This window comes from Paraburkholderia sp. Ac-20340 (assembly GCF_017104965.1).
Taxonomy (GTDB): domain Bacteria; phylum Pseudomonadota; class Gammaproteobacteria; order Burkholderiales; family Burkholderiaceae; genus Paraburkholderia.
Genome location: NZ_JAAGPR010000043.1, coordinates 31,692 through 46,873 on the forward strand (window position 1 = coordinate 31,692; position 15,182 = coordinate 46,873).

Genomic DNA, 15,182 nt, shown 5'->3' on the forward strand with positions numbered 1-15,182 from the left:
TCGAATGTCTGCGCGCTGTCCATGCTCTTATTGCACGACGAATTCGGTGAAGAGGACGTCCTCGACCTTGGCGGGCTCGGCGCGCGGGTCCGACGGCTGGGCGATCAGCTTGGCCAGTTCGGCCGCGAGCGTGCGCTTGCCGTCGAGCGGGGCGAGATCGGACGGGTTCTTGTTCGACAGCGCCAGCAGCACGCGGCTGCGGATTTCCGGCATGCGCGCGACCAGCGCGTCCTGGGTGGCCTGGCTGTCGAGCTTGAGCGTGAGGCCGATACGCAGGTAATGCGTTTCGCCGTCATCGGATTGCAGGTTCACCGTCATCGGCTCGAGGGCGTAGTAGACGGGCACGGCGGGCGGCGGCGGCGCGCTTGCGCTCGGTGCGCTCGCGGCATGGCGCGACATGAAGAACCATACGCCCGCGCCGGCCGCGCCCGCGGCGACGATCGCGATGATGACGATGAGGAGGATGCGCTTCAGCGGTCCGGGTTTTGCGCCTTGCGGGGCGGCTTGCTGGTTTGCGGTCGTGGTCGCCATGTCGGTGTGCGAATCTGGTGCGTTCGGGTACGGGTTCGGAGTACGGGCCGCGCCTTGCTGGCGTGGCGCTCGCATTCATTCCGGCAGCCTGCATTGTTGCGGCTTTTGCCTTACAGCGATGGGAGGAATAGACGGGGGATTTCCGGCTATCTCGTGGCTTTGTGCCGGTGCGGGGCGGGCGTTTCGCCGGGAATGGGGGAAAGAGCGTAGCAGGAAGGCGGGGAGCGGGCGAGCCCCCCTTTGTGCATTGCAATGCGCGGCGCCTCGCGCGAGCGGCGCCGGACTGCGTTGCTGTGGTCCGGCGGCGTCGCACTTTGCCCCGTTTGTTGCTGCTTCTTGCTGCTTCTTCCTTCTTCTTGCCCTTCGTTGCTGCGTTTTGTTGCTTTATTGCTTCGGGGCGCTTCAGGGCGCTTCGGGTCGCTTCAGGCGAAGGTGTCGACCAAACCGACCGTGCGCTTCGTAGCCGTGGTGGCGGCGCTGCTCGCCACGTCGTCCACGCCGCCCGTCGAGGCGAGGCCGGAAGATCCCGAGCGCGACGAACGCGAGCCGCCGCCCGAGCCGCTACCGCTGCTGTCCTGCTGCGCCTGCTGGTTCATCTGACGCGAAAAACCGTCGCTCACGCTCGCGCTGCCCAGGCCAATGCCGTTTTCCTGCATCTGCTCGCGCAGCTTCGGCAACGCGGCTTCGACGGCTTCGCGCACCTGCTGGTGCTGCGAGACGAAGAGCGCGTGCGCGTGGTTGTCCGCGACCTGCAGGACGACCTGGAGCGGGCCGAGATCCTTCGGGTTGAGCGTGAGTTCCGCCGAGGTCTGATGCGCGTTCGACAGGAACACGACCTTCTGGCTGAGCGCGTCCTCCCAGTCCGAGGTGCCGACCTGCGGCGAAATCGTGCTCGACGCCGCCGCCGATGCCGCCGCCGGGTTGTTGGCCGCGCTGGCCGCCTGGGTGGCTTGCGCCTGCGCGGCGGCCGCAGCCGCCTGGCTGGCCGCGAGCGCGTCGGTCACGGTGTTCGATGCGCTCGATGCGTCGGTCTGCGAGCTGGCTTGCGCGGCGGCCGCGAGCAGCGCGTTGGCGTTCTGCGCGGTGGCGTCGTTGGTTGCGCCCGCCACGGTTTTCGCTGAGCCGGTCGTGGCCGTGCTTTTATCGTCGATGGCCGTGTCCAGTGCCTTCGATTTCGCCTGCGTGCCCAGATGGGTCGCGAAGCTGCTGGCGATGCTCGCGCCGCCCGACGCCGCGCTGGCGTCGGTGGTGGTCGCGGCGCCGCGCGTGTTGAGCGTGGCCGCGCCGCTGCGCAGCGTGTTCAGTGCTGCCGCCAGAGCGTCGCTGACCGATTTCGGCGCGCTGCTCGTGCTGTCGCTGGCGTCCGTGGCCGTGCCGGTGCCGTTCGCCGCGGCGGCGGCCGCTTGAGCGACGCTCGCGAGCGTGGCGTCGCTGCCGTCCTGCGAGGCGTCGCTGCCGTCCTGGCCTTGCTGCGCGGCCTGCTGGGCCGCTTGCGCCTGCTGCGCCTGGGCGGCGGCGGCCGCACCGGCGGCATCGGTCTGCTGCTGGGAGCTTGCATCGCTCGCGCGGCGATCGGTCTTGGACGCGTGCTTCGAGCCCTGCGTCGACGAACTGCCGCTCGACGATTGGCTCGACTGCGTGGATTGCGAGCTCGACGCTTGCGACGAGTGCGACGACTGCGCGCTTTGCGAATTCTGCGAAGCCTGGGCGCTGGCACTCGCGCTGTTCCAGTTCTGCGCGGCCGCAGCGTTCGACTGCTGCTGGATGGCCTGCTGGTTGCTGCTGGCCTGGCTGGCGGCTTGCGCGGCCATGCTCTGCTGCAGCGTCTGCGCAAAGCCCTGGCTGGCGTTCGCCTGGCTGGAAGAGGTGGCGTTGCCGCTAGCGGTGGGGTCCACGGCTCCGAAGAGCGAACTGACTGCAGAAAGAAGCGACATGAGGTCTGCCCCGAAAATCCTGAACGGTGTATTAGACGATGACTGTCATTGCGCCCGCAAATAGAGGCGATGCGGGCGCCGCAGTCAATTTATGAATGCTGGGCGCGCATGCGCATGGCGCGGGCGGCAAATTCGTCGGAATCGCGCTGGTCGCGTTTGGCTTCCACGCGGGCCTGCACGGCGTCCTGACGCGATTGCAGCACTTCGTACGAACCCAGTTTCTGCTTGGTGCGCGCCCATTCCGGCTTGGCCGCTTCCACGCGCTGGGTCGCCTGATCGAGCATGCGGCGCTGCTGATCGATGGCGGCGTCGAGCGTGTCGATAAACGCCTGAAAATTGCGCACATTGCCCGCGGCCATGCCCGCACGCGCGGATTCGGTGAAACGCACGTGGTACTCCTCGCGGTAGTCGATCAGCGCCTTCAGTTGCTTTTCGACTTCGCTGCGCTCGCGCTGCACGCGCCCGAGGCGCTGCGTCGCGGCATCCACGTCGTCCTGCGCGAGACCGATCAGGGTCTGCAACGCGGTCTGTTTCGTCATGTCGTCGTTCCTCGCTCAGTGGACGGGGCGGCTTTACGCGCGGCCCGGTCCGCCATTGCCAAGCAGCGCGCCAAGCATGCCGACGCTCTGGTCATAATCCGCCGTTTCGCGGAAACCCTGCTGCAAAAATGCCTCGATACGCGGATACAACTGGATCGCCCGGTCGAGCACGGCGTCGCGTCCGCTTACATAAGCGCCTACGTTGATCAGGTCGCGGTTGCGCTGATAGCGCGACAGCATCTGCTTGAACGCACGCGTCTGGTTCAGATGCTGGTCGTCGATCAGCGCGGTCATCGCCCGGCTGATCGACGCTTCGATGTCGATGGCCGGATAGTGCCCCGCTTCCGCAAGCGAGCGCGAGAGCACGATATGGCCGTCCAGAATCGCGCGCGCGGAGTCCGCAATCGGGTCCTGCTGGTCGTCGCCTTCGGTCAGCACAGTATAGAAAGCCGTGATCGATCCGCCGCCTTCCGGGCCATTGCCGGTGCGCTCGACGAGCGCGGGCAGCTTGGCGAACACCGAAGGCGGATAACCCTTGGTCGCGGGCGGCTCGCCGATCGCCAGCGCGATCTCGCGCTGCGCCATCGCGTAACGCGTGAGCGAATCCATCAGCAGCAGCACGTGCTTGCCCTGATCGCGGAAGTATTCGGCCAGCGACGTCGTATAAGCGGCCGCCTGCATGCGCAGCAGCGGCGAAACGTCGGCCGGAGCGGCCACCACGACCGAGCGCGCGCGCCCTTCCTCGCCGAGGATCTGCTCGATGAATTCCTTGACTTCGCGGCCCCGCTCGCCGATCAGGCCGATCACGATGACTTCCGCGCTGGTCGCGCGCGCCATGGTGCCGAGCAGCACCGATTTACCGACGCCCGAGCCCGCGAACAGGCCCATGCGCTGGCCGCGCCCGACGGTCAGCAGCGCGTTGATGGCGCGCACGCCCACGTCGAGCACCTTGTGAATCGGCTCGCGGTTCAGCGGATTGATGACGGGCGCGGTGAGCGGCGCGTCGGCTTCGGTATTGAGCGGGCCGAGGCCGTCGAGCGGCTTGCCCGACGCGTCGACCACGCGGCCGAGCATGCCCCAGCCGACCGGCAGACGCTTGGCGCCCGCCATCGGATCGGCGATCGGCGCGCTTTCCAGCGGCCACACGCGTGCGCCGGGCAACAGGCCGGAGACTTCGGTGGTCGGCATCAGGAACAGCTTGTCGCCGCCAAAGCCCACGACTTCGGCTTCGGCCATCGGCAGCGAACTGCCCGGCGGCAATTCGATCATCACTTCGGCGCCGACGGCGAGGCGCAGGCCCACGGCTTCGAGCACGAGGCCGGCCGCGCGCGTCAGACGTCCGCAGCCGCGCAGCGGCAGCGCCAGTTCATTGCGCGCGCGCACGCGGTTCAGGTGAGCGTTCCAGACCGCGTGATGCGGATTGTTCGGGTCGTAATTCGCGGGCGGCACGTAGGGCGCGGGCTCGGCGGCTGCGCCTTCGCCTTCTGCGCTGGCGGTATCGCTCGCCTGCGCTTCTTCTTCGTCGTTCACCAGCACGGCAGCGGTTTGCGCCGGGTCATGGGCCGCGGGCCCGAACGACGCCAGCGCCAGTTCCTGTTCGAGCGGCGTCAGGCCGCCCGTGTGGATCGCCTGCTGCACGGTCTGATGAAGCGTCGGATTTACCATGGCCGCGCCTTGCCGAGCGCCGCCGACACGCGTTCCCAGCGTGTTGCGATGCCCGCATCGGTTTCGCCCGTCGCCGCCTGGGCGCGGCAGCCGCCGCGTTCGAGCGTGGCGTCGGTGCGCACGGTCCAGCCGCGCGCCTGCAGATCTTCCATCAGATACGCCTCCACCACCGGCAGATCGGCGGGGCTCACCACGAGTTGCGGCGAGCCGATCAATTGCGGCTCATGGGCGAGCACTTCGCGTGCCGCGGCCAGCAGCGCCGTCGGGTCGTGCTGCACGTGCTGGCGCACCACCTGCTGCGCAATATCCATCGCCAGATCGACGAGCGTTTCCGCCACGCCGGCTTCGACGGTCTGCAGCGCGTCCGAAAAACGCTGCGCCAGTTGCGCGAGCTGGTTCGCCTGGGCGCGCGCGAGTTCGAGCCCTTGCTCGAAACCCTGCTTCTGGCCCTGGTCGTAACCGGCCTGATAGCCGAGCGCCTGGCCCGCCACATGGCCGGACGCGAGGCCCTGCTGATGGGCGTCGTCGCGCAGACGCTGCAACTGGGCCGCGAACAGGGCTTCCTCGTCGGGCGTGGGCGGCGGCGGCGGCGGGGGAGGCGGGTCGAACGACGCCATCTCCCAGCGCTGATACGCCGAGCGCGCGCGCGCCGACTCGCGGGTGGCTTCGTCAGACATACGCGTCTTCCGCCTTGCCGCCTAGCACGATCTGACCGCTCTCGGCGAGATTGCGCACGATCTGCAGGATACGGCGCTGCTGCGTCTCGACTTCCGAAACGCGCACCGGACCGCGGGCGTCCAGATCTTCGGCGAGCAGTTCCGCGGCACGCTGCGACATGTTCGCGAGGAACTTCTGGCGCAGCGCGGGCGGGGCGCCCTTGAGCGAAATGATGAGCGATTCCGACTCCACTTCCTTGAGCAGGAGCTGGATCGCGCGATCTTCGAGGTCGAGCAGGTTTTCGAACACGAACATCTGGTCGATGATCTTCTGCGCGAGTTCGGCGTCGTACTGCTTGACGTTCTCGATCACGCCTTCTTCATGCTGGCTCGTCATGAAGTTGAGAATTTCAGCGGCCGTGCGGATGCCGCCCATCGGGCTGCGCTTGAGGTTGTCGCTGCCCGAGAGCAGGCCGGTCAGCACATCGTCGAGTTCGCGCAGCGCCTGCGGCTGGATGCCGTCGAGCGTGGCGATACGCAGCAGCACGTCGTTACGCAGACGCTCGGTGAAGCACGAAGCGATCTCCGACGCCTGGTCGCGGTCGAGGTGCACGAGAATCGTCGCGATGATCTGCGGGTGCTCGTTCTTGATCAGTTCCGCGACCGAGCCCGAATCCATCCACTTCAGGCCTTCGATACCGCTCGTATCGCCGCCCTGCAGGATGCGGTCGATCACGGCGCCGGCCTTGTCCTCGCCCAGCGCCTTGGTCAGCACGTTGCGGATGTAGTCGTTCGAGTCGAGCGAGAGCGCCGTGTGCTGCTCCGCTTCCTTGACGAACTCCTGCAGCACGACGTCGATTTCCTCGCGCTTGACGTTCTTCAGCGCGGCCATGGCGGCGCCGATCTTCTGCACTTCGCGCGGCCCGAGGAACTTGAAGACCTGAGAGGCCTCTTCCTCGCCGATCGACATGAGCAGCAGTGCGCTCTTGACGGCTCCTTCAGCGCTCATCGTTCACCCAGCTCTTGACAACGGTTGCGACAATTTTCGGATCCTGGCGCGCGATACTGCGGGCGAATTCCAGGTTGCGTTCAAACTTGTGTTTCTCGTTTTCGAGGGCCAGCAGGCCCGGATCGCCTTCGACCTCGCCGCCCGTGCCTTCGATCTTCTCGACCTGCGGCAGACCGTCGAGCAGCATCGGCTCGCCAGCGTCGACACCGAGCGCCGAAACGGCAGCCGGCGGCGCCGGCGGCGGGAATGCGCGGCGCAGCGCCGGCTTCACCATCACGAAATACAGGAACAGGGCCACCGCACCGATGCCGAGCCACGTCGCGACCTGCTTGGCGAGCGCGAGAATGTCCGGCTGGCGCCACCACGGCAGATTGGCGTTCGGATCGACGTCCTGCTGGAAGGCGGCGTTGACGACGTTCACCGAGTCGCCGCGCTTCTGGTCGTAGCCCATCGCGTCCTTCACCAGCTGCTCCACCTGGGCGAGCTTTTGCGCGTCGAGCGGCTGCATCGTCGCGTGGCCCTTGGCGTCGACCTTCGGCTGATAGTTCACGATCACGGCCACCGACAGGCGCTTGATATCGCCCGCCGCCTGCTGGTAGTGGCGCACGGTCTTGTCGAGCTCGTAGTTCGTCGTGGTGTCGCGGTGATCCGAGATCGGCGTCGAGGCGGCTGCGCCGCTGGCGCCCGCCGGGGCGACGATCGGCGCCGAAGCCGGCTGCGGCGGCTGGTTCGACAGCGCGCCCGGCACGCCGCCCGCGTTCGCCTGCGACGAATCGGTGGCGATGCTCTGCTGCTGGCTGCGCACCGAAGCCTGTTGCGGGTTGCCGTTCGGGCCGTAGTTCTCGGAGGTCTGCTCCAGATGCGAGAAGTCGAGGTCGGCGCTCACCTGCGAGCGCGCGTTGCCCGAGCCGAACAGCGGCGCGAGGATCTGGTCGATGCGCGACTGCGTGTCGTGTTCGACCTGACGCACGTACTTGAGCTGCGAAGCGTCCAGACCCGCGCTGGTGGCGCTTTGCGTGAGCAGATTGCCGTCCTGGTCGACCACGGTGACGTTGCGCACCGGCAGATCGGGCACGGCCGAGGCCACCATATGGGTGATCGCGGCCACCTGGCCGTCGTCGAGCACGCGGCCCGGATACATGTTCACGAGCACCGACGCCGACGGCGCTTCGCGCTCGCGCACGAACACCGAAGGCTTCGGAATGGCCAGATGCACGCGCGAGGACTTCACGCTCTGGATCGACTGAATCGTTTGCTCTAGCTCGCCTTCGAGGGCGCGCTGGTAGTTCACCTGCTCGGCGAACTGGCTGATGCCGAACTTCTGGTTGTCCATCAGCTCGAAGCCGACCGAACCGCTCTTGGGCAGACCTTGCTGGGCCAGACGCAGACGCATTTCGCCGACCTGGTCGGACGGCACCAGGATCGCGCTGCCGTTTTCCGACAGCTTGTAGGGAATGTTCGCGGCCTGCAGCGCGGTGATGATCGAGCCGCCGTCACGGTCCGACAGGTTGCTGTAGAGCACCTTGTAGTCGGGCGCGCGCGACCAGAGGATCAGACCGGCGACCACGGCGACCAGCACGGCCACGGCGATGATGAGCGGGGCGCGCGGGTTGCCGCGCACGCTGCGCAGCGACGACAGCGAGCCAAGGCGCTGCGCGAAGCCGCCGCCCAGGTCGTCCGCGCCGCCAGGCATGGCGCCGCCCGCGGCTGCGCCTGTGGCAGCGCCGCTGGTAGCGAGGCCCATGCGGGCGTCGGGGTTGATCAAAGAGTTGGCAGACGAATCCATGCGACGGGTATCTCCGGGAGACTTGCATGTCCCGCCGCGGCCCTATATCAGACGCCCACGACGGAGACTTTCACGACAGGGATTATCCGGGGCCGGTGACAACCCGATTGCGCGAATAGAGCCGGGTTTTCCCCCTAGTTTCGGGGCTATCGAAAATACCCCGCTGATATGCTCTCGGCAGGCTCGGAAATGTGTATGCAGACCGGGTCCTGGCGGGCGATCAAAAGCTCACCGTGCGGGCCGGACCGGGGCCGCACGAGTGGCAGGGCCCAGATCGGAGCCGACGCCCGCCAAAGCACACCCTTTTTCTCGTGGAGCAAACATGACTGTGCCAGTCAACCCACTCACGTCGGCCCTCGCGCAGATGCAGGCGATGGCCACGCAGGCGGCAGGGACATCGGCTGCCGCGGCCGCCGACGGCAGCTCGGGAGCGGCGACCGCAGGCGAATTCGCCTCGGCGCTCAAGGCGTCGATCGACAAGATCAGCGGCGACCAGCAAAAGGCCGTCGGCGAGTCGCAGGCGTTCGAGCTGGGGGCCAGCAACATTTCGCTCAACGACGTGATGGTCGACATGCAGAAGGCCAATATCGGCTTCCAGTTCGGGCTGCAGGTGCGCAACAAACTGGTCTCCGCCTACACCGACATCATGCAGATTCAGGTGTAAGGAAAGGAGCTGTTACGCGCTTACCCCGACACGCCCATTAAAGCTTCGCCCTTCTTTTTCCGATAACACGGCTAGAACCGGCTCATGCCTCTTGCAAAGGGCCGGATGCACCGTATCCACAGCCGCACGTTCGAAGGAGAAGCGCTGATGTTTTCCGCTACCCAGTCTGGAGCCAACGCCTATGCACGCGTCGGTGTCGAAACGGGGGTGATGGGCGCGAGTCCGCACAAGCTGATCGCGCTCCTTTATGAAGGTGCGCGCAAGGCGATTGCACAAGCCCGCATGCATATGCAGATGGGCAACGTGGGGCCGCGTGGCGAGGCGATCGGAAAGGCGATCCGGATCGTCGAAAGCGGGCTACAGCTGGCGTTGAATGTCGAAGCAGGGGGCGAAATCGCCCAGCGCCTGAATCGACTTTACAGTTATATGACGCGACGTTTGCTGGAAGCGAACATTCAACAGAGCGAGTCCATGCTGGTCGAAGTCGATGGCCTGCTGGCAACGCTCGAGGAAGCCTGGTTGGGGATTGCGCCGGAAGTGGCAAGGATGGCCGCACAGGCCTCCGGACCATCGTCCGGTTCATTGACGAGATGAGTTCGAAAGCAGACTACTTCGCCCGCTATGAAGCGATCGCGACGGTCTCGGGGCAAATGCTCTGCGCCGCACGCGATTCGCACTGGAACGAGTTGATTGGCCTCCAGGAGGAATACCGGCACCTCGTTGACGCGCTCAAGAACGCCGATTTCGGCGTGCGGCTGACCACCGACGAAAGAGCGCGCAAGTTCGAGTTGATCCGGCAGATCCTGGCCGACGATGCAGCAATCCGCGATCTCGCGAGTCCGTGCATGGCGCGCCTGTCGGCGCTCTTTCACGGCACCGCGCAACCCGCCCGGGTGCTGCAGGAGATGTACGGGGCGCGCTGAACACGCGCTGGGTCAGGTAACCCGATCACCACCCCGCAAACAAAAAATGCCGCGCCGCCACCCGTGATAGCGGGGGCGCGCGGCGCCATACCAGGCCCACGCTCCGCATGAACGGAATCGACACCAGCGCCGCGTCGCTGCTCGCGAGCCGCATAGGCGCGCTGGGGCCGACCGGCGCGCAGAGCAGCGCCGGCACCGCGCAGACGGGCGTATCCGCGCTCGCGGGCGGCGCCATCGCGCTGCCCGACGCGCAGAGCGTCGATACGCCGCAGGCGTCGGCGCAGACCGTGCTGTCGGCGGTGGCGCTGGCGCTCGACGCGATCATCCGCTCCGGCGGCGAGGCCACGCCCGCCGTGGTTGGCCGCGCGCCGGTGTGGAGCGATCCCGATGCAGCCGATGCAGGCGCCGACGCGCAATCCCTGCCGTTGCCGGGGCTGACGAATCCGGCCAGCGCGGCCGCGCAGGCGCTGGAAGCGGCGCTGCTCGCGGAAGTCGAGGCGCAGGCCGGGCTCGTGGGCGCGGCGCAGGACGGCGCGGATGCTGCCGATACCGCCAACGCAACTTACACGACCAACGCCGCGAACGCTGCAAGCGCGCAAAACACCCAGAGCGCCGCGGGCGTCGCGCTCGCGGCGCAGGCCGGGCCGGTAGCGGCGCTGGCGGCTTCGCTCGCGCAGACCGTGGCGCAAAGCGGCCTGTTCTACGAATCGCATCTGGCCCAATGGCTGCGCGGCCAGCGCACGCCGGGCGATCTCGCCGACGAACCCCAGAACCGCCTCACCGGCGGCGGCGCGCAATTGCCGCTCGACTGGGCGTCGTCGCCCGACGACATCGACGACGTTTTCTGGACCGAACTGCCGAACGCCGCCCAGCAGGGCGCGCGCGCAGCGGCGAATGCGGCGCAGCAGGCGCCCGGCACGTCGCGCGGCGCCGAAACCAATGCCGCCTTCGCGCAGGAAGCCGCGCGCGGTCACGCGACGTCTCTGCTCGGCGACACGCTGCTGCCCGCCGTGCATACGCCGGGCGGCGCGGGCGCGAGCGCAGGCGTGCATGAAGCGCTGCTGCCGCTGGTGCGTCAGCAGCTCGATCTGCTCGCCACCGGCGAATTCCGCTGGACCGGCGAAGCCTGGCCGGGCGTGCGCCTCGACTGGACGATTCAACCGGACGAATACGATCCGCGCGACCCCGGCAATGGCGGCCGCGGCACCGACGAAGACGCCACGCCCTGGCACACGCGCCTGACGCTGGCGCTGCCGTCGCTCGGCACGGTGGATGCCGAACTGACGCTCACGGGCAAAACGCTCGCGGTGCGCGTACAGGCGAGCCCCGGCGGCGCGCAGCGTCTCACCGACAACAGCGAAGCGCTGCGTGGACGGCTGGAAGCGCTGGGACTTGCGCTGGCGGGTTTGTCGATCCGCGAAATCGGCGGTGGCACGGTGCACGCGAGCGCAGCCGATGCGGCGCGCGCCGCCGACGCCTACGCGCGCAACGCCGCCGCGCCAGCGCCGGAGCACCACGCCGCCGAAGCCGCAACGGCCACCGCAGCCGCAGCAACCACCGACTCAACCGATCCGAACGACTGGGAGCGCGGATGAGCCGCACGAACCGCAGGAGCGCCGCGGCGCTCGCCTACGACGATCCCGCTTCGCGCGATGGCGCGCCGCGCGTAGTCGCGAAGGGCTATGGCCTTGTCGCCGAGATGATCGTGCAGCGCGCGAAGGAAGCGGGCCTCTATGTGCACGAGGCGCCGGAAATGGTCTCGCTGCTGATGCAGGTGGATCTGGACTCGCAGATTCCGCCGCAGCTCTATCAGGCGGTGGCGGAACTGCTCGCCTGGCTGCACAAGCTCGAAGCCGTCGATAGCGGCGCGAAGGCCGACGCCGCGAAAGCGCCGAAATCCGCGCAATCCACGCAAGGCGATGTGCCCGACGCCAAGGCGCTCGCGATTCACGCCTATCGCTTTCCGGCCCTGCCAGGCTGAAGCCGCGCCGGTAACCCCGCGCTAGAACTTCAGCATCAGGCGAATCAGCGTATTGAACAGCTTGCCGTAGGGCGGCGCGATCAGATGCCGCCCGTTCAGGCGCGCCTGCGTGAACACGGGCTTCATCTTCGAGAACGTGCAGAAGCCTTCGTAGCCGTGATACGAACCCATGCCGCTCGCGCCCACGCCGCCGAACGGCAGGCCTTCGGCGGCGATATGCATCAACGTTTCGTTCACCGACATCCCGCCCGCGATGGTCTCGCGCGTCACGCGATCGACGGTTTGCGCGTCGTCGGCGTAAAGGTAGAGCGCCAGCGGCCGCGCGCGGGCGTTCACGTAGCGCAGCGCTTCGTCGAGCGAGTCGTAAGGCACGATCGGCAGCAGCGGCCCGAAAATTTCCTCCTGCATCAACTGCGTGTGCGCGGGCGCGCCCGTCACCAGCACCGGCGCGAACTGGCGCGTGGCCGCGTCGCGAGGCCCGAGCGCGTGCAGTTGCGCGCCTGCGGCCTGGGCTTCGTCGGCGAGACGCTCCAGCCGTTCGTAGTGTTTCGGCGAAATGATCGAGGTGTAGTCGCGGTTGCGCGCGAAATCGGGATAAAGCTCGTTGAAGCGCTGGTGCGCCCGCACGATAAACGCCTCTTCCTTGCCGCGCGGCAGCAGCACGTAATCGGGCGCGATGCAGGTTTGCCCCGCGTTGAGCGTCTTGCCGAGCAGCAGGCTGTCCACCGCGTACTCGAAACGCGCCTGTTCGCCGATCAGCGCGGGCGACTTGCCGCCCAGTTCCAGCGTGACCGGCGTGAGGTTCGCGGCGGCCGCGCGCATGACTTCGTGGCCGATGCGCGTCGAGCCGGTAAACAGCAGGTGATCGAAGGGCAGCGCGGTGAAGGCCGCGCCCACGGCGGCGTCGCCGTTGACGACCGTGACGTGATCGGCAGCGAAGGTCTGGGCGATCAGATCCGCGAATAGCGCCGAGGTGCGCGGCGTCAGCTCCGACATCTTGATCATCGCCCGGCAGCCCGCCGTGAGCGCGCACACCAGCGGCCCCGCGCCGAGCAGCAGCGGATAGTTCCACGGCACCACGATGCCCGCCACGCCGATCGGCTGCGGCACCACGCGTGCGCGGCCCGGCATCAGCCATTTGCCCGCGCGGCGGCGCTGCGGCCGCATCCAGCGTGCGCCGTGCTTGAGCGCCGAATCGATTTCCTGCTTGAGCACCACGAATTCCGCGAGCGCGACTTCGGCTTTCGAACGCTGGCCGAAGTCGGCGTTCATGGTATCGGCCAGCGCGTCCTGGTTCGCGAACAGCACGTCGCGCAGCGCGCGCAGATGGCGTGCGCGTTCGCTCCACGCGGGAAACGGCGCGCGCAGATACGCTTCGCGTTGCGCCGCGAGGCGCTCGCCGAGCGTGGTGTCCAGGCTGGCGGTGTCACCGCTCGCGCGGGCGACGGCTTCGGGCAGATCGTGCTTCATGGTCGGTCCTTTGAGATTGGCGTCGGGCGCGGTTCAGGCGGCGGTGTGCTGCAGATAGTCGATGGGCAGGGCGCGCGCGATCAGCGCCGCGTGATCGAAGCGCGCGGGCAGGGTGCCGGACACGCGGCCGCAATCGGCGTCGTGCTCGTCCAGACGCGTGGCGATAAAAGCATCGGCGACTTCGGGCGGCCCCGCACGCAGCAGCATGGCCTGCGCGATCAGCACGATCTGCTGGGCGATGCGCCGCGCGCTGGCTTCGCGCGTGCCGGGCGCGCCATTGAGCAGCGCCGACAGACGATCGAGCGCCGCGCCCAGCACCGGATGCCCGGCCGCGTCGCGCCGCCACACCAGAAAGAGCGCCTGCGCGGCGTCGGCTTCGCGCTCCAGCGCGCGCAGCACGTCGAGGCACATCACGTTGCCCGACCCTTCCCAGATCGAGTTGACGGGCGCTTCGCGATAAAAGCGCGCCATCGGCCCTTCTTCCACATAGCCGTTGCCGCCCCAGACTTCCATCGCTTCGCCCGTGAAAGCGAGCGCGCGCTTGCAAACCCAGAACTTCGCGGCGGGCGTGACGATGCGCCGCCACGCGCGCGCGATGCGGGCGGTGTCGTCTTCCGTGTTGCGATCGGGCGTGGCTTGCTCGAACGCCTGCGCCAGATGCATGAAGAGCACGGTGGCGGCTTCGGATTCCAGCGAGAGATCGGCGAGCACGTTCTGCATCAACGGTTGATCGGCGAGCAGGCGGCCGAACGCGCTGCGGTGGCGCGCATGGTGAATCGCCTGCACGAGCGCCGCGCGCATCAGCGCCGCGCTGCCGATCACGCAGTCGAGCCGCGTGAAATTCGCCATTTCGATGATGGTGGGCACGCCGCGTCCTTCGTCGCCGACCATCACGCCGTAGGCGTCGAAAAATTCCACCTCGCTGCTGGCGTTCGAGCGATTGCCGAGCTTGTCTTTCAGGCGCTGCACGACGACGGCGTTTTTCGTGCCGTCGGGGCGAAAGCGCGGCACGAAGAAGCACGAAAGAGCGTCGTGTTCGGTGCTGCGCGCGAGCACCAGATGCGCGTCGCACTGCGGCGCGGAGAAGAACCACTTGTGGCCGGTCAGCAGATAGGGCGCGCCGCGTCCGCTCGCGACACCGGCCGGGCGCGCTTCGGTGCGGTTGCTGCGCACATCCGAGCCGCCCTGTTTCTCGGTCATGCCCATGCCGATCATCATCGAGCGCTTCTGCGCAAGCGGCACGTCGCGCGCGTCGTGCTCGCGTGTGTAGAGCTTGTCGCGCAGCGTTTCGAACAGCGCGGGTTCGTTTTGCAGCACCGGAATGCTTGCAAACGTCATGGTGAGCGGACACAGCGAGCCCGATTCAAGCTGCGCGTGCAGGAAGTAGCCCGCGCAGCGCGCGGCCATTGCGCCCGCCCGCGGCTGCGAAAACGGCAGCGCGTGCAGGCCTTCGGCGCGCAGCAGGGCGAGCAGATCGTGCCAGGCCGGATGGAATTCGAGGGCGTCGATGCGCTCGCCGCGCGGGCTGTGCGTGTGCAGTTCAGGCGCGTGGCGGTTGGCGAGATCGGCGAGTTCGAGCGTGGCCGCTTCGCCGAGCTTCGCGCCGTGTTGCGTCAGCGCATCGCGATGCCACTCGGCGCCTGCGCGCACGAGCGCTTCGCCCAGCGCCGGGTCGCAGGCAAAAAGGTTGTAATCGACGAGCGGCGGAGCCTGATTCGTGACTTCGTGCGTGGTGCCGGCGCGGTGCGTGCCGGGCGCCATCGCTGCGGTCTGCATCGATTCGAGCGGTTCCATCGTGACCTGTCTCCATCGGCGGCGCGCCTGGGCGGGCGCGGCCGGTCATGTTGTCGTGGTTCGCGTGGTTCGTGTGTTTCGCGTGTTTCGTATCGGCGGCGGGAGCGGCGGCGCGGCGGGCCGCCTGGTAAGCGCCCGCGCATGAAGTGTCCGCGATTGCGGCTGGAGAATGCTCCGGCGCTCCCTGTGATGCTTGCCGGAACCTTTCAGCTCTGTTGGCTGAACCGTCC

General features: G+C 67.7%; 14 protein-coding genes. 5 read left to right on the plus strand and 9 right to left on the minus strand.

All coding sequences use genetic code 11. The features are described 5' to 3' along the window. Window positions 1-27 precede the first annotated feature (27 nt). The 7 genes from fliL to fliF all read right to left on the minus strand — a co-directional run bounded on the left by fliL (window position 28) and on the right by fliF (window position 8,120). Complete coding sequence (fliL, locus tag G3N59_RS33125; protein ID WP_205987050.1) at window positions 28-531, minus strand: flagellar basal body-associated protein FliL; 504 nt, start codon at window positions 529-531, stop codon at window positions 28-30. A 422-nt stretch (window positions 532-953) separates the two neighbouring features. Next, window positions 954-2,465 (minus strand): flagellar hook-length control protein FliK, encoded by a 1,512-nt coding sequence (locus G3N59_RS33130; protein ID WP_205987051.1) that lies wholly within the window; start codon window positions 2,463-2,465, stop codon window positions 954-956. Between the two features lie 89 nt (window positions 2,466-2,554). After that, window positions 2,555-3,004 carry a flagellar export protein FliJ gene (gene fliJ, locus G3N59_RS33135; RefSeq protein WP_205987052.1) on the minus strand — a complete coding sequence of 150 codons (450 nt, stop codon included), beginning with the start codon at window positions 3,002-3,004 and terminating at the stop codon, window positions 2,555-2,557. Window positions 3,005-3,037: 33 nt separating this feature from the next. Then, window positions 3,038-4,669 carry a flagellar protein export ATPase FliI gene (fliI, locus tag G3N59_RS33140; RefSeq protein ID WP_205987053.1) on the minus strand — a complete coding sequence of 544 codons (1,632 nt, stop codon included), beginning with the start codon at window positions 4,667-4,669 and terminating at the stop codon, window positions 3,038-3,040. Then, window positions 4,663-5,346: a flagellar assembly protein FliH gene (gene fliH / locus G3N59_RS33145; RefSeq protein WP_205987054.1), complete on the minus strand. Its 684-nt coding sequence runs from the start codon at window positions 5,344-5,346 to the stop codon at window positions 4,663-4,665. Before fliH ends, fliI begins: the two co-directional genes overlap by 7 nt. Beyond that, entirely contained in the window at window positions 5,339-6,334 is a 996-nt protein-coding gene (fliG, locus tag G3N59_RS33150; RefSeq protein WP_205987055.1) for a flagellar motor switch protein FliG, read from the minus strand. The genes fliH and fliG overlap by 8 nt, the downstream gene beginning before the upstream one ends. Beyond that, on the minus strand, window positions 6,324-8,120 hold the full coding sequence (fliF, locus tag G3N59_RS33155) for a flagellar basal-body MS-ring/collar protein FliF (RefSeq protein WP_205987056.1): 1,797 nt from the start codon (window positions 8,118-8,120) through the stop codon (window positions 6,324-6,326). Before fliF ends, fliG begins: the two co-directional genes overlap by 11 nt. 322 nt (window positions 8,121-8,442) lie before the next feature. On the opposite strand from fliF, the gene fliE reads away from it, so the two are divergent. From fliE to G3N59_RS33180, 5 genes are all read left to right on the plus strand, one after another. Next, the gene (fliE, locus tag G3N59_RS33160) at window positions 8,443-8,784 is read left to right on the plus strand and encodes a flagellar hook-basal body complex protein FliE (RefSeq protein WP_205987057.1); all 342 of its coding nucleotides are present in this window, start codon (window positions 8,443-8,445) and stop codon (window positions 8,782-8,784) included. Between the two features lie 147 nt (window positions 8,785-8,931). Then, entirely contained in the window at window positions 8,932-9,378 is a 447-nt protein-coding gene (gene fliS, locus G3N59_RS33165; RefSeq protein ID WP_205987058.1) for a flagellar export chaperone FliS, read from the plus strand. Continuing rightward, complete coding sequence (locus G3N59_RS33170) at window positions 9,375-9,707, plus strand: flagellar protein FliT (protein ID WP_205987059.1); 333 nt, start codon at window positions 9,375-9,377, stop codon at window positions 9,705-9,707. The genes fliS and G3N59_RS33170 overlap by 4 nt, the downstream gene beginning before the upstream one ends. 107 nt (window positions 9,708-9,814) lie before the next feature. Continuing rightward, on the plus strand, window positions 9,815-11,302 hold the full coding sequence (locus G3N59_RS33175; RefSeq protein ID WP_205987060.1) for a flagellar hook-length control protein FliK: 1,488 nt from the start codon (window positions 9,815-9,817) through the stop codon (window positions 11,300-11,302). Then, window positions 11,299-11,688 (plus strand): EscU/YscU/HrcU family type III secretion system export apparatus switch protein, encoded by a 390-nt coding sequence (locus G3N59_RS33180; RefSeq protein ID WP_205987061.1) that lies wholly within the window; start codon window positions 11,299-11,301, stop codon window positions 11,686-11,688. Before G3N59_RS33175 ends, G3N59_RS33180 begins: the two co-directional genes overlap by 4 nt. Before the next feature lie 21 nt (window positions 11,689-11,709). Here the strand turns inward: G3N59_RS33180 and G3N59_RS33185 are convergent, their stop codons facing one another. After that, window positions 11,710-13,158, minus strand: coding sequence for a coniferyl aldehyde dehydrogenase (locus tag G3N59_RS33185; RefSeq protein ID WP_205987062.1), 1,449 nt, complete (start codon window positions 13,156-13,158; stop codon window positions 11,710-11,712). Between the two features lie 33 nt (window positions 13,159-13,191). Further along, on the minus strand, window positions 13,192-14,952 hold the full coding sequence (locus tag G3N59_RS33190; protein ID WP_241024678.1) for an isovaleryl-CoA dehydrogenase: 1,761 nt from the start codon (window positions 14,950-14,952) through the stop codon (window positions 13,192-13,194). Window positions 14,953-15,182: the final 230 nt, after the last annotated feature.

Coding starts and splice junctions, on each gene's coding strand:
- G3N59_RS33180 (WP_205987061.1), top strand. CDS start 11,299: ATGAGCCGCACGAACCGCAGGAGCGCCGCGGCGCTCGCCTACGACGAT.
- G3N59_RS33185 (WP_205987062.1), bottom strand. CDS start 13,158: ATGAAGCACGATCTGCCCGAAGCCGTCGCCCGCGCGAGCGGTGACACC.
- fliF (WP_205987056.1), bottom strand. CDS start 8,120: ATGGATTCGTCTGCCAACTCTTTGATCAACCCCGACGCCCGCATGGGC.
- fliI (WP_205987053.1), bottom strand. CDS start 4,669: ATGGTAAATCCGACGCTTCATCAGACCGTGCAGCAGGCGATCCACACG.
- fliJ (WP_205987052.1), bottom strand. CDS start 3,004: ATGACGAAACAGACCGCGTTGCAGACCCTGATCGGTCTCGCGCAGGAC.
- fliS (WP_205987058.1), top strand. CDS start 8,932: ATGTTTTCCGCTACCCAGTCTGGAGCCAACGCCTATGCACGCGTCGGT.
- G3N59_RS33190 (WP_241024678.1), bottom strand. CDS start 14,952: ATGGAACCGCTCGAATCGATGCAGACCGCAGCGATGGCGCCCGGCACG.
- fliE (WP_205987057.1), top strand. CDS start 8,443: ATGACTGTGCCAGTCAACCCACTCACGTCGGCCCTCGCGCAGATGCAG.
- fliL (WP_205987050.1), bottom strand. CDS start 531: ATGGCGACCACGACCGCAAACCAGCAAGCCGCCCCGCAAGGCGCAAAA.
- G3N59_RS33130 (WP_205987051.1), bottom strand. CDS start 2,465: ATGTCGCTTCTTTCTGCAGTCAGTTCGCTCTTCGGAGCCGTGGACCCC.
- G3N59_RS33170 (WP_205987059.1), top strand. CDS start 9,375: ATGAGTTCGAAAGCAGACTACTTCGCCCGCTATGAAGCGATCGCGACG.
- G3N59_RS33175 (WP_205987060.1), top strand. CDS start 9,815: ATGAACGGAATCGACACCAGCGCCGCGTCGCTGCTCGCGAGCCGCATA.
- fliH (WP_205987054.1), bottom strand. CDS start 5,346: ATGTCTGACGAAGCCACCCGCGAGTCGGCGCGCGCGCGCTCGGCGTAT.
- fliG (WP_205987055.1), bottom strand. CDS start 6,334: ATGAGCGCTGAAGGAGCCGTCAAGAGCGCACTGCTGCTCATGTCGATC.